The organism is Leucobacter komagatae (assembly GCF_006716085.1).
In the GTDB taxonomy this organism is placed as follows: domain Bacteria; phylum Actinomycetota; class Actinomycetes; order Actinomycetales; family Microbacteriaceae; genus Leucobacter; species Leucobacter komagatae.
Map to the genome: position 1 here is coordinate 665,655 of NZ_VFON01000001.1, position 15,115 is coordinate 680,769.

General features: G+C 59.4%; 5 protein-coding genes. 4 read left to right on the top strand and 1 reads right to left on the bottom strand.

Annotation, left to right across the window (positions count from 1 at the left end):
* The first annotated feature begins 16 nt into the window (after positions 1-16).
* The 3 genes from FB468_RS03070 to FB468_RS03090 all read left to right on the top strand — a co-directional run bounded on the left by FB468_RS03070 (position 17) and on the right by FB468_RS03090 (position 11,595).
* Positions 17-4,033 (top strand): hypothetical protein, encoded by a 4,017-nt coding sequence (locus FB468_RS03070; RefSeq protein ID WP_141886044.1) that lies wholly within the window; start codon positions 17-19, stop codon positions 4,031-4,033.
* 741 nt (positions 4,034-4,774) lie between these two features.
* Positions 4,775-8,812 (top strand): helix-turn-helix domain-containing protein, encoded by a 4,038-nt coding sequence (locus FB468_RS03080; protein ID WP_141886045.1) that lies wholly within the window; start codon positions 4,775-4,777, stop codon positions 8,810-8,812.
* Positions 8,813-9,735: 923 nt separating this feature from the next.
* The gene (locus FB468_RS03090; RefSeq protein WP_141886046.1) at positions 9,736-11,595 is read left to right on the top strand and encodes a BCCT family transporter; all 1,860 of its coding nucleotides are present in this window, start codon (positions 9,736-9,738) and stop codon (positions 11,593-11,595) included.
* An 82-nt stretch (positions 11,596-11,677) separates the two neighbouring features.
* Here the strand turns inward: FB468_RS03090 and FB468_RS03095 are convergent, their stop codons facing one another.
* Positions 11,678-12,139 (bottom strand): peroxiredoxin, encoded by a 462-nt coding sequence (locus FB468_RS03095; protein ID WP_141886047.1) that lies wholly within the window; start codon positions 12,137-12,139, stop codon positions 11,678-11,680.
* A 248-nt stretch (positions 12,140-12,387) separates the two neighbouring features.
* Here FB468_RS03095 and aceE point away from each other — a divergent pair, with 248 nt between their 5' ends.
* The gene (aceE, locus tag FB468_RS03100) at positions 12,388-15,114 is read left to right on the top strand and encodes a pyruvate dehydrogenase (acetyl-transferring), homodimeric type (RefSeq protein WP_141886048.1); all 2,727 of its coding nucleotides are present in this window, start codon (positions 12,388-12,390) and stop codon (positions 15,112-15,114) included.
* Position 15,115: the final 1 nt, after the last annotated feature.

Consider the following 15,115-nt stretch of genomic DNA (forward strand, 5'->3'; position numbering starts at 1 on the left):
CTGGGATAATTCTCATATGGCTCGAAAAAAGAAGTCAAAGCGTATGAAAAAGCGTCAACAGCGTCCCTTAAGACCCGACCCGTATCTTGAAACTTTTGATGCGCCAATCGAGAAAGACACGTCTGCGCGCCTCATAGATGAGTGGAGCGGCACGAGAAGCGGCGGTTGGGCTAGCAGGGGTTTCGACTTTCAGCACACAATTGCGGCCTGGCTTGCTGCCCGGCTGATTGCGGGCGATCTGCAAGCTCATGCACTCGTTCCGGAAGGGCTGGAGGACGTAAGTATTGAGTCAGAGACCTCTCGTCATGTTCAAGTCAAATCGAGAGCTGAACATCTCGGCGCGTTTCCTGTGGGAATTGCAAGCAATCACATCGTGGACGCATGGGTTCGACACCGCGATCGAGATATTAAAGCAGACACTCTCACAGTCGTGTTGGAGCGGGGCGTCAAGGGCGAAAGTGGACTCGGAGAGTTTGATACTCCACTCGATAAAACACTTGACCAAGACTCGACTCTACGGGCAAGAATCGCGACCGTAATGGAAAAGCGAGGTCTGAGTGAAACAGACCTACAGGAACTACTGGATCAGACGTCCGTTTACGGGGTCTCCTGGGTATCCATAGATGAGAGCAACAGATTTTTGCTTGGAAAGGCTTTCGAAAAGTTGAGCCCGGCAGCTCTCAACTATCTCGCACGTGAGCTTCGGGTGGTCGTTGCTGAGACTACAAATCTGAACGCGCAAGCCGTCAACTATGCGGACCGGTATTTGCTTGATCGCAGTGAGTTGGCTCAGCGTAGCCAACACTTCATTGAGCAAGTTGATCTCGATGCGCTCGAATCGGCTATTACCCTTGGTATCTGTTCACCGTTGGTCCTCAGTGAGGAGCTTCACGATGATCGCTTCTACGAGGGTGTCGCGACGCAACCAGGGCACGTCGCCGCAGGATTGGTTGTGCCTCGGACAGACCTGATTGGTGAGGCTGTAACAGGAATACAGGAGACATCTTCCGTTATCTTGACCGGACCGTCTGGTGTGGGGAAGAGCGCCCTTCTCTGGTCGGTTCCACATGCTCTTCCCGGGGTCTTATGGTTCCGTGTGAATCGGTTATCTCCTGCTGACGTCGCAGAGGTGCTACGGCTCTGCCGATCTCACAGGGTTTCTGATCGTAGTCCGATTGGCCTCCTCATCGATGATGCTGGTAAAGGGCAGTTCAGTGGGTGGTCACAGCTACGCGAAGAAGCAGCTGCGACACCGGGGCTCTTCATCATCTCGACTGCCCGGCACGAAGATCTCCTGTCACTCGGTGATTTGTCGGGGAATACAACCATCACCGTGTCCTTGGATGAATCTGGTGCGGAGGCGATCTTCAGTGGCCTTCGTGACCGAAACGCTACCGATTCTCCACACTGGAAAGAGGCGTTCGAACAAGCTGAAGGGCTTACCCTTGAGTTTACCCACTTGCTCACTCGCGGAGAGCGCCTCAGCGCTGTGATCGGTGATCAAGTGCGTCGACGTGTCTCTGAGCGACGGAATGTCGAACTAGAACTGTTGAGTCTTTCTGCCACGGCCGACCGATGGTCTGCCACCTTGCCCGTTGACAAAGCGGCGGAAGCTTGCGGTGTATCGCAGTACGAACTCAAAGAACCGCTTGCACGCTTGACGGAGGAACATCTTCTAGTCGAACGCAACGGAACAATCTCTGGAGTACACCAACTACGATCAGCCGCTATCTCGAACGTAATCCATGACCTACCGCCGCCCACCCTTGAGCACACGATCAGTCGATTACTCTCAGCTCTCGCACCCGATCAGATCCGGCGATTCATCCCTAACGCACTCAGAGATGAGCCTCAGATAGGCCAGCTGATTCACCACGTCGCGCAACGTGAATATAACGATGCTGTCAAGCTGACGGCTTATCTTCGAGGGCTTCGTATTTTCGACTTCTATGAGCGGGCAGTGAACTGGATAGACATCGCTGAACGACATGGAATCCCGCCCGCAAATCAGCCTGTTTCTCAACTGTGCGCAATCACAGGCACCGTCCTTCCGGACTTCTTTCCGGAGGAGTTCAACCAAGCTGTTTCAGACATGGTGGCCGCGCCCGAGTCTTCGCGTGGATCAGCGCTGATCTCCGCGATCGGTAGTCAGCGACTCGCCGAGGTGCTTGTCAAAACGGACGACGTCGATCTAGCGAACGAGTTGTTGTTCGAGTTCCAGGGAAGCGAGATCGATGTTGTAACCGAATTCCGTTCTGCTCTCACACCTTCCAGCCCGCTTATCGAGGCGATGCAGCGAGCTTCGATAACGCAAATCGCAAACATCCTAGCTACTGCGAACTCGCTCGACTCGAAACTCGCCCAGACACTCGTTGAGTCATGCGACGGAGAGCCTGCAATAATCGCAGAATTCAGAAGTACCGACCCCTGGATTATCGATCTCCGGATTGATGAATCTGAAGACGAGGCGGTCGCCTTTGCTCGTGTCCTTCACATCTCCGATGAAATCCACGGCGATCCTCACGACCGAGTAATTGCGCTCGGACGCCTTCTTCTGCGCTGCTTTCCCAGAACCAAGCATGTTGATGTGAAACTGGTACTCCCAGGAGGACACGACTACCAGATCAGAGAGCATCAACTTGGTGCCACTAAACTCCGTCGAGAGTATGACCACTCCGAACTAAAGGTGTCCTGGAACCAGGAACGCATGCAAGTAACCAAGGCGGTCCTCGGAGCTACCGATACAGAACGTCTGGCTGCCGCGCTTCCTCTGATTGAAGCTGCATCTCGACTCACGCGCGTAGTGGGCAACGCATTCACAGCTGCGGATGTCCGACACGTCGACACCAATCAGCTTGCGGATGAGATTAACACACTCGGCGATGGAGCCAAACAGATTGGACCGAGCCTCAACGGACGCCCTCGGGCTCTCGACATCAAAGCGGAACAAGAACCTGGAACAACGCTCGCAGATCCACTCTCGGGCATAGTTACCGACCTTACGGGCAACGTGTTCCCGCGGCTCACTAAACTAGACAACCCTGCGGCGCTCGCAGCGCACCTCAGCGATCAGGTGATTGCGAAATCGCTCTATCGGGCGCAACAAGAACCTTGGTACCTGCTTGGCTATGACAAGTTCCCCGACAGTCTTGCGGCGCTAGAAACCGACCTTCATCGTCTCCTCGCTGTTGTTGCAGAACTTGCCGCGGACTCATCCGCGAACCAAGCACTCGTGCGCGCGGCACGCGCTGGGCGACACGAGGGCGCGCTTGGCAGAGCTGCAGATGCAGCCCGAACCCGCGCACGACGACGATTGCAAGCTAGGAAATCTGAACTGGAGCAGATCGGTAAAACTATCGGTTGGCGATTCCGAGCCTACATGTCCAAGGATGACCATTATCAACTTGTCCCCGAGCGGCTGATCACTCTCGATGTGCTATCGCTTATCGAATGGAGCCAAGCTGTCGAAGTGATTGGCGCAGCCCTCCAGGCGTCGGGGCTACCTGGAGAGAAGTTCCTCCTCGTTCCGCTCCGTAACGGGAGACCTGTCGAATCACTCGCGATGACTTTGATCTCATCGCTACTGCCAGCGGGGACGCTGGGGTCATGGACAGCTCAACTCGCGCAACCGCATAAGACTCAACTGACAGTGGTGCTCGATGAGACGATCGCTTCGGTGCAAATCGCGTCAGGGGTCCTGGCGCTTTCTGACTCACAACGAACACACGGCGCTGTCGTGAAGGTGATGGAAGATGCCAGGCAGAGATTCGTTCGTTCAAAGAGGTTCATTGATCAGGTGCCATCGGACTCGATAATCGCGCAGGTATCTTTGTTTCTCGAAGATTTAGAGTCGCAATTACAGAGCGAGGAAGTCGGTGAATCTGTCGGCGGAGGCATCGCGAGTCAGTTTCTGCGGATGGTGACACAAGGTCATCAAACAGAGATGACGAGTTCCATGTCCATGGCGCGACTTATGGCGTTGGAATGGGACATTGATAGAGATGCAGCTCCACGAATCTTCGACTTGAATTAGTTAGTTTGCCTTCGTCAAGAAAACGGAAGTATGGCGGCTGGTCGCGGTTTGTTGGTGTAATACAAAAGAGTGCGCTTGTGCATTCTTTAATGCGAGATGAATTGACAGAGTGTGGTTCACAGGTTGATTGGATGGCGTCCTCTTGGGCGGATAGTTCGACCGGTAGCCACGACAGCAGAACGAACAGCCTCGTCACTAATCCCTAACTGGCCAGCCACTTGGATGAGTGTGAGGCCTTTGGCGTAGAGCCGTGCGGCTTCGGCCCGTAGTTGTTCCGAATGTTCAGGTGCACGGCTCGGATAACCCGCACGCCGGGCGAACTCGCGTACCGTTGCTCGATGGATATTGAACCTTGCTGCTAGCTCCTGAACGGGCACACGTTCGCCGTATCCAGCGAGCAGTTCTCCACGATTCGAGGCACTCAAACGGGTTTGAGGCTGACTCGAATTTTCGCGCATCGGACCACGAGAATCTGCCATGCGACGTGTTCCCGAACGTGCCTGCCGCGTCTGCAATCCCTTGATAACACGCGAAATCAACGTTCTTCGCGGTTTACTGGGGTTTGAGAAGTACCTATGGAGGCCCACTTCTGAAGACCTAAACAACGATGTTCAAACCTGCCGTTAGACGTGTCCAAGGGCTAACTACGCTCGCCGTCGAGGTCTGGCTCACCGTGAATTGCTCTAATGTGGCCGGAGCGAGACTTCACGCGTACGCATTTGATGCGTGTATCGTTAGTGTATGAGGTATCCAGCGCTCGCCGCCCTTCTGCGCACAGCTCGAGAAGCGAAAGGGCTGGATCAAGCCACAGTTGCGCAGCATGCGGGACTGCGGCAGCAAGCGGTCAGCACCTGGGAACGAGGCGGATCGAGGCCACGACTGAAGCAGCTACCACAACTCTGTTCCTTGCTTGAGCTTGACATTGTTGCCGTTCGAGCTGCTGGCGAGTATGAAGACACCAAGGTCACGCCAAGTCAATCACTCCTCCGCTTGCTTCCCTTTGCGCAACTAACCGACGAAGCGTTTGAGGCTTTTGTCCGCGACTTGTACCGCGGACTGCACCCGGACTGGGAAGTCACTCGAAACGGTTCGACTGGATACAAGCAGTACGGAATCGATGTCTTCGCGACCGGAAAGGGGCAGCGGGTAGGTATTCAGTGCAAACACGAGAAAGTATTTGGACCATCAGATGTGCAAGCTGCAATCGATGCAGTAATGCCTGAAGCGCGTATCAACGCGGGACTGATCGCACTGAGTCGGCCTACCGCAACACCCAAAGCGCGGCTCAGGGTCGCAGACTATCCCGGATGGGCGTTATGGGATGGTGAGGACATTGCGGCCCGCGTTAGAGACCTCCCTACCGACAAACAGCTCGTCCTCATCGACGCGTACTTCCCAAGGTTGCGCGAAGACTTTCTTGGTGTCTCGGCACCGTCCCCGTGGCTGAAAGTGGATGAATATGAGCCCGCGCTTGCGGGAAGGCTCGGATATGATCGCCGGTTTGACCTGGTAGGTCGAGGTGGCGAGATCGATCGGCTTGCTCGACTTATCGCCGACCATCAGCCCACCGTGTTCGTGGTTGGGCGCGGAGGCATCGGCAAGACACGCCTCCTTGTAGAGCTTGCGCGTACCGAATCTGATCGTGAGATACGCTTCGCATCACGTGGTCCGATCACTCCTGAAATGTTCGAATTGCTCCCGAGTGGGGCCCCCGTCATCGTGCTCGACGACGCACTGAGCTTAGACACAAACGTGGTGAGTCTCGTTTCTGGCATTCGTAATGCTCGGCCCGACGCCACTATCGTTCTATCGGTGCGGCCTAAGGTTGAACCTGAGCTGCTTTCAGTTCTGTCGATGACGTCGGTGACCGCGACGGAAATTCGGGTCAGTGTCATGGAGTTGTCGATTCCAGATGCTGAGCAGCTGGCTCGTGTTGCGCTAGGAGAAGCCGGATCTGATCAAATCGTCGAGTTGCTCGGCCGGGCTGGCTATGATTGTCCTCTCATAATCGTTGTCGGCGCGCACCTCATCCGAGAAGGCCACCTTGCTTCTGACGCATTAGCAGGGAACCCTCAACTTCGAAGAGAGGTCCTAGTTCACTTCGCTGACGTCGTGACCCGCGGTACGGACGATGAGGCTCGCCGAGCCATCTTTGATTCGATCGCTACCGTACAACCTGCACGACTGGATCAATCCGAGTTTCTTGACGCGCTCACCGCCCTGAGCGGGCAGTCTGAACGTGTTGTCCTTCAGTCCGTGGATGACCTCGAAGACATTGGCGTCGTTATGCGCCGAGGGCAGTCGGTCCGCATTGTTCCAGATCTGCTCGGTGAAGCGATGCTCGAACGCGCGCTCGTTTCTCGGTCAGGCCTCGATACGAAGTGGTCGATGCAGGTTGCCCAGTTCGTTCGCGGCGATGCGCTAACGCATGCGATTCGAAACATCAGCTTGATTGACTGGTATCGACGAGGTGCGTCTGAATCGCAACTCGCAGACTCACTCTGGGAACGGCTGACCCAATCTGTATTAGAACTTGGTAACTCCGACCGTAAGAGCTTGGTGCACGGCATAGAGGCGGTCGCCGCTGTCTACCCAGACCGCGCCATGCGCCTTGCGCAGCTGATCGTTGATAATCCAGCACCTGACGAGGAAGATTCTCTTTCTCGTCTTTGGGGTGGTGAAGGGTATGTGACCGCGACCTCGACGAATCGTGGGCTTACCGAACTCATTCGGAACGCCTCGTATCATCCGGATTACCTCGAACACGCTATGGAACTTCTGTTGGCTATTAGCCAGGGCGATGCTCGGCCAGAGAACCAGAACCCTGGGCATGCTTTCCGGGTGCTGCGCGAGTTAGGTGAATTCCAACAGCACCGAGGCTTGCACCTCAATGAGCACTACGTCACAGTCGTTGGTAAGTGGCTGGAGAATGGTCGCTTGACGACTGGCCCGCCGCAACTGTTATCTCTTCTCAAGCCCGCTCTTGCTGACGAAGTCACCTTTACTCGCTCGAAAGGTCCGTCGATCGAACTATCTCGTCGATCCATCAATATGGACGTCGTTGGCACGCTACGCGTTCGAGTCATCGAACTCGCCTCTGGGCAACTCCGGGCTGATTCAGCTACGGCATTGGCCGCAATTTCATTGCTCGAAGAGGTCATTCGCTCCGCAGGCCGTGATGAAGAAATGACATCTGAGCTAGAGACCGTGTTTGGACTTCTCGGAGACGTCATTTCGGACCCTTCGATTCCGCCGAGTGTGCGACTATCCGGCTACCGTGCGCTTAATTGGCAGGCGAAGTATGGTCACGGCGCGCGGAGGGGTGCCGCCCGCGAGGCCCGCCGTCGCCTCGCTATCGACACGGACTACCAAGTCACGCGTCTCCTGCGTGCTGGCTGGGCAGTCGACGAGGACGATGACGAAGACTCTGAGCAACCAACAAACCGGTATGAGAAGTCGCTTGAGACATCCCGACGCATGATCGACAGTGTCGTGGCCGAGTGGTCAGGCTCTTTCGATGATCATCAGATTCTGGATCGGTTGCATAGTCTGATACGTAACGAGCAAGCGGCTTCCGGTGGTTTTCTAGCTCCGGATCACCTTCTAGTCCGGCTTTTCGAAGCGCGACCTGGCGTAGCCCATGCAGCGCTCTCCGACGTCACAGTTGGCGATGACGCCGTGATGGCCACCCAACGAATTGCGCTGATGACGCTGTTCGCAAAGGAGGACCCGATCGCAGGTCGCGCTGCACGTGCACTGGCCGACATGGATGAGCGTGGTGCTCATCTTGTTGAGGCGGCCGTAACGAGTGTTCGCGGCGACACAATTGGTGGTCAACGTGAGCAGATCATCCGCGACCTTGCTGCACGCGACGATCTCGTTCTATACAGGCGACTGCTGAGTGCTGCACGTTGGTGGGAACCTCGAGACCGCAACCTCGTACTTGATTTGCTGCGAATGGCACCTGTAGATCTCGATTCTGGCCTGGCCGAATCCGCGGCCGAGTTACTTGTCGACGGACGCATCGTGGGATGGTCGGACCTGCCGGACGAAGACAGGAGTTTGCTACTCGGCCGTTTCGTCAAAACGCCTTCTCTGGATGGCTACGACTTCGCGAAGTTACTCAACACCCAGATTCAAATGGACGCGTCAAGCAGCTTGCGATTCCTCTTGGAGCGTCTTGAGTTCGAGGAACATACCAACAGCGACTACCGTGCGCTGCCGCACTCGTGGGGCGAGCAACTCGCATTTCGCGATTCTGCCTCCTTCTCGCGCACGCTCGCTGAACTTGTCGAGTGGATACTGGAGGTTGATGGCTGGAAGCGAGCCTCGCTAGGGTCACAGTTGTTCGAACAGATCACTGGCCGGATCGATGCCGAAACACTTACCGTGTTGCTGGAGCTGATTCGTTCTGAAGACAGCGCGGAGATTCGACTCGCGGTAGATCTCTTGCAGCATGCGCATCGGCACTTTGTTTTGGAACACCCAGGTTTTGTTGAAACAGCCCTATCCGTCGCCGGGCATGCGGACGAGGCCACAGCGCGAGTGCTCATCCGGGGGCTGCATGCCCCTGCGATTTATGGCACCTGGTCGCGTACAATCGGCGTCGATGATCCCGAGGAAATCGCCCTCCGCGATGGTGCGTACGCCCTTGCACAGCGGCACCCGATGAACTCGCGTGTTCGTTCGTTCTACGAAGATGTGAGCCGACTGGCCGATAATAGGATTGAAGAAGAACGTGTTGATGACAAGTCGCTCTGGGAACCTCGACGGTGGTAACGCGGCGGCCGTCACAGCGCGCCGTTGGACGTCAAGTAGAGCGGCCCGGGTTGCGCCCGCGCAGGTTGGTTGGACGGCGTCCTTTTGGGCGGATCATGCCACCGTGAGCCACCACAGCTGAACGAACAGCCTCGTCACTGATCCCTAACTGGTGTGCTGCCTGACTGAGTGTGAAGCCTTCGAGATAGAGGCGTGCGGCTTCAGCTCGTAGATGTTCCGTTTGTTCCGGGGTACGGCTTGGGTGACCAGCGCGTCGGGCAATCTCTCGCACCGTCGCGCGATGTATGTTGAACCTCGTTGCAAGCTTCTGGACGGGCACACCTTGGGTGTAGCCGGTGAGCAGTTCTTCGCGATTCGAGGCGCTCAAACGGGTTTGAGACTGGCGCGAATTTTTCCGCAACGGACCACGAGAATCGGACACCGGGTGACTTCCCGAACCGGACCGCCGGGTCTTTGATCCCTTGATAACACGCGAAATCAACGTTCTGCGCGGGTTCCTAGGGTTTGAGAAGTACCTATGGAGGTCCACCATCACTTTTCTTTCTCGGAGTTTCCGACCGGTCTTGTGCCAGCACTTCGGTATGGCCTCTGCGGTACAACTGGCCTTGCCCGAGCAATCCCGGCTTATCTATCGCAGATCCCAGATTTATGGGGCGCGGCGTGGGCTCCTTCGGTTCTTCCGCACCCATTCCTTCACACCGAGACTTTAGCTCGCGACAAGTGTGTGCAAGGATGGTTCACTGCATCGCAAGCGCTACTGCATCGCAGACGCGAAAGAACAGCACTCTCATTATCAGTCGAGCGGAGAGGGAGCTTCTTGAGGGCAACCCCCTGCTGCGACGACAACCCTTAACGGAGATGATTTTGTGAGCTCACCTGAGCACACTTCCCCTGAACACACCACCCCCGAGCACGCTCCCCCAGTGGCACCAAGCCCCGCCGCGGAGGTGCGCCACGAGCCACCCACGACGACCGGTGCGCTCGTCCTCGAGCCGGGCGACCTCGCGCTTCCCGACACTGTGCACCTGCACGAGGCCGTCCAGATCAACGACGACGACAGCGACGAGCGCATCACCGCAAAGCTCCGCACCCACGGGGTACGGATCGGCAAGGGCATGATCTCGCCCCGTGTGTTCTGGCCTGCGCTGCTCATCGTGCTCGCCCTCGTCGCCTACGCGGTCATCTGGCCAGCGGGCGCAGAGTCAACCTTCTCGAGCGTGCAGGGTTGGATCGTCGAGAACCTCGGCTGGTACTACATGCTCATCGTTGCGGCGTTCATCGCGATCGCGGCGACGCTCGGGTTCTCCCGGCTCGGCAGGATCCGGCTCGGGCGCGATGACGACGAGCCCGAGTTCGGGCTCCTCTCCTGGTTCTCAATGCTGTTCGCGGCAGGCATGGGAATCGGCCTCGTGTTCTACGGCGTCGGAGAGCCGCTCACCTACGCAACGGTCGACCCGAAGCCGGGCTGGGAGGGCAATGAGGCGAAACTCGCGGGCCTCGCCATGGCGCAGACCTTCGTGCACTGGGGTATTCATCCCTGGGCGATCTATGCAATCATTGGGCTATCGATCGCGTACGCGATCCACCGCCGCGGCCGCCCCGTCTCGATCCGCTGGGCGCTCGAACCGCTCTTCGGGGAGCGAGTGAAGGGGTGGACGGGCGACGTCATCGACGTGCTTGCCATCCTCGGCACCGTCTTCGGTGTCGCTACCTCGCTTGGCCTCGGCGTGCAGCAGATCTCGGCCGGCATGCTCAAAATGGGCATCGTGGACCGAGTTGACAACACCACGCTGGTCGTGCTCATCATCGTGGTAACGCTCATCGCGATGATGTCGGTCATCAGTGGCATTGGCGCCGGCATGAAGTGGCTCTCGAACATCAATTTGTCGCTCGCGGGCGTGCTGCTCATCTCGCTGCTGCTCCTCGGCCCCACGCTGTTCCTCTTCCAGAACCTCACCGAGTCGATCGGGTTCTACCTCGCGAACTTCATGCAGATGACCTTCGATGTCGGCGCCTTCCAGCGGGGCGAGGGCACGAGCTGGTTCGCGAACTGGACGATCTTTTACTGGGGTTGGTGGATCTCGTGGTCACCGTTCGTCGGGATCTTCATCGCGCGGATCTCGCGGGGTCGCACCGTGCGCGAGTTCGTCGCGGGCGTGATGCTCGTTCCGACGTTCGTCGGCATCCTCTGGTTCTCAGTACTCGGGGGTAGCGGGTTGTTCCGCCAGTTCTTCGGGGCCGGCGACCTCGTCACCGACGGCAAGGTCGATGTAGACAGCGTGCTCTTCACGATCCTCGGCGACCTGCCGCTCGGCACGATCTTCTCCGCGCTCGGAATCGTGCTCGTCGCCATCTTCTTCATCACGTCCTCGGACTCCGGATCACTCGTTGTCGACATGCTCGCCTCCGGCGGCCACCCGAACCCGCCGACGTGGTCGCGCGTGCTCTGGTCCGTGATCGAGGGGCTCGTCGCGATCGCGCTGCTGCTCGCCGGCGGGCTGAAGTCACTCCAGGCAGCGGCCCTCGCGACGGCGCTGCCCTTCAGCGTGATCCTGCTTCTCATGGCGTTTGCGACCGTGAAGGCGCTCCGCATCGATGATCGAGTGCTTGAGCGCGCCGAACGCAACGAACGCATCGACAGGCTCACCGAGCACATGACGGCGCAGCTCGCCGAAAACATCGGTGACCACCCCGCGATCGAAACATTCGTTGATGACCGGATTGACTACCGGATCGGGCGCACCCGAGGCGCGTTTCCTCCAAGGAAGAGCCAACCGAAGTAGCACGGCTGGGAAACACGCCCGAAGACAACTGAGCGGTCCCCACCTATGTCGGTGGGGACCGCTCAGTCAGTTAAAGCGGCGCCTACGCGATCGCAGCGATTGCCTCGCGGTACGCACCAAAGTCGCGAGCCTCGCCAGGGGCGGTCTCGAACGACGCAAGCACCTTGCGCTCCTCGCCGATAACGAGCGTCGCGCGGGTCGCGATGCCGCGCTCTTCGATGAAGACGCCGTACTCCTTCGCAACTGCGCCGTGCGGCCAGAAGTCAGACAGGATCGAGAACTCGTAGCCCTCGACCTCAGCCCACGCCTTGAGCGCGAACACCGAGTCGACCGAGATGCCAACGAGGCGTACCTTGCTGTCCTCGAAGATCTGGAGGTTGTCGCGCAGCTCGCAGAGCTCGCCGGTGCAGATGCCGGAGAACGCGAGCGGGAAGAAGACGAGGGCGACAGGGCCCTCGGCGACGAGCTCGCTGAGCGTCAGCTCTTCCCCGTGCTGGTCGGAGAGCGTGAAATCGGGGGCGACTTCGCCTACCGCTAGAACCATCGTGAACTTCCTTTCGAGCCTGTGGATACCGCGTAGCGGATCCTCCACTCCCCAGACTAGTGGCGACGCACAAGAAATATTGTTCGAGAATGACACAGACACCCCTTGGATTCCGCGTTTGCTCGTGGATGTTCGCTAGTCTGGAGGGTGCCCGCTAACCTTGCGGGGCGTTTTATGAGTTGCGTGCTCAACGGGGCTGAACCCACATGCCCATGGTTTTGCGCGTGGTGGCGAATGGAGCACTTTCCGTGGCTGTGAATACACAAGATCCCTACTCGCAGGATCACGAAGACATGGATCCCGCCGAGACCGCCGAATGGCGCGAGTCGCTTGATGGCGTCGTTGAGACGCACGGTCCCGGCCGAGGCCGCGAGATCATGACGAGCCTGCTCGAGCGTTCGCGCGAACTGCACCTGAGCGTGCCGATGGTTCCGACGACCGACTACGTGAACACGATCGCGTCGGAGAACGAGCCGAGCTTCCCGGGCGACCACGACACCGAGCGCCAGTACCGCTCGTGGATTCGCTGGAACGCGGCGATGACCGTGCACCGCGCGCAGCGGCCGGGCATTGGCGTCGGCGGCCACATCTCGACGTACGGCTCGGCAGCTTCGCTGTACGAGGTCGGCTTCAACCACTTTTTCCGCGGCCAGGATCACCCGGGTGGCGGCGACCAGATCTTCGTGCAGGGGCACGCCTCCCCCGGCATCTACGCCCGCGCATTCCTTGAGGGCCGCCTGAGCGCAGACCAGCTCGACGGCTTCCGTCAGGAGAAGTCACACGCCCCGAACGCCCTCCCGAGCTACCCGCACCCGCGCCTCGCACCCGAGTTCTGGCAGTTCCCGACGGTCTCGATGGGTCTCGGCCCGATCAACGCGATCTACCAGGCGCAGGTCAACAAGTACCTGCACAACCGCGGCATCAAGGACACAAGCGACCAGCACGTATGGGCCTTCCTCGGCGACGGCGAGATGGACGAGGTTGAGAGCCGCGGTCAGCTGCAGGTCGCAGCGAACGAGGGCCTCGATAACCTCACCTTCGTCGTGAACTGCAACCTGCAGCGCCTCGACGGCCCCGTCCGCGGCAACGGCAAGATCATCCAGGAGCTCGAGAGCTACTTCCGCGGCGCGGGCTGGAACGTCATCAAGGTCGTCTGGGGCCGCGAGTGGGATGACCTCCTCGCCCGCGATTCAAGCGGCGCGCTCTTGAACCTCATGAACACGACGCCCGACGGTGACTTCCAGACGTACAAGGCAGAGAGCGGCCTGTTCGTGCGCGAGCACTTCTTCGGCCGCGACGAGCGCGCGCTCGACCTGGTCAAGGATTACACTGACGACCAGATCTGGGGCCTGCGCCGCGGCGGCCACGACTACCGCAAGGTCTACGCCGCGTACCAGGCAGCGATGGCGCACAAGGGCCGTCCGACCGTCATCCTCGCGAAGACGATCAAGGGCTACGGCCTCGGGCCGCACTTCGAGGGCCGCAACGCGACCCACCAGATGAAGAAGATGACGCTCGAGGACCTGAAGCTCTTCCGCGACACGATGCACATCCCCATCTCGGATGCGCAGCTCGAGGAGAACCCGTACCTCCCGCCGTACTACCACCCGGGCGAGAGCGACCCGACGATCCAGTACATGCACGAGCGCCGCCGCGAACTCGGCGGTTACCTCCCCGAGCGCCGCACGACGCACGTCGACCTCGCTGTGCCCGAGGACAAGAGCTACGCGATCGCCGCGAAGGGCTCGGGCACGCAGGAGGCCGCGACCACGATGGTCTTCGTGCGCCTGCTGAAGGACCTCATGCGCGACAAGAACATGGGTGGCCGCTTCGTGCCGATCATCCCTGACGAGGCGCGCACCTTCGGCATGGACTCGTACTTCCCGACGTCGAAGATCTACAACCCGCACGGCCAGAACTACACCTCGGTCGACCGCGAACTGCTGCTCGCGTACAAGGAGAGCCCGCAGGGCGTGCTCATCCACGTCGGCATCAACGAGGCTGGCGCCGCCGCCGCGTTCACGAACGTCGGTACGTCGTATGCGACGCACGGTGAACCGCTGATCCCGATCTACATCTTCTACTCGATGTTCGGCTTCCAGCGCACGGGCGACGCCATCTGGGCTGCGGGCGACCAGATGGCGCGCGGCTTCATGATCGGCGCGACCGCGGGCCGCACTACCCTCACGGGTGAGGGCCTGCAGCACGCCGACGGGCACTCGCTGCTGCTCGCGCAGACGAACCCAGCGGTCGTCTCGTACGACCCGGCGTACGGCTACGAGATCGGCCACATCATGCGCGCCGGTATCGAGCGGATGTACGGCGGCAAGCACGAGGATCCGAACGTCATGTACTACCTCACCGTGTACAACGAGCCAATCATCCACCCCGCCGAGCCCGCGAATGTTGACGTCGACGGCATCGTCCGCGGCATCCACCGCGTGAGCGCGGCGACCGCTGGCACGCACAAGGCTCAGATCCTCGCCTCTGGCGTCGCAGTGCCGTGGGCCATTGAGGCCCAGGAGCTGCTCGCGACCGACTGGGACGTCGCCGCCGACGTGTGGAGCGTCACCAGCTGGGGCGAGCTCCAGCGCGACGGCCTCGCGGCCGATCAGCACAACTTCGAGAACTTCGGCGGCGAGCAGCGCACCGCGTACCTCACCGAGAAGCTCTCGGCGGCTGAGGGCCCGAAGGTGGCTGTCAGCGACTGGACTCAGGAGGTCCCCGAGCAGATCCGCCCCTACGTTCCCGGCGACTACTCGGTGCTCGGCGCGAACGGGTTCGGCTTCTCCGACACCCGCGCGGCCGCGCGCCGGTTCTTCAAGATCGACCGCGAGTCGCTCGTCGTAAAGGTACTCCAGCGCCTCGCGCTCGAGGGCAAGATCGACGCGAGCGTTCCCGTCGCCGCTGCTGAGAAGTACAGGCTCTCTGACGTGAACGCCGGCACGACCGGCGGCGCTGGCGGAGACGCCTAAC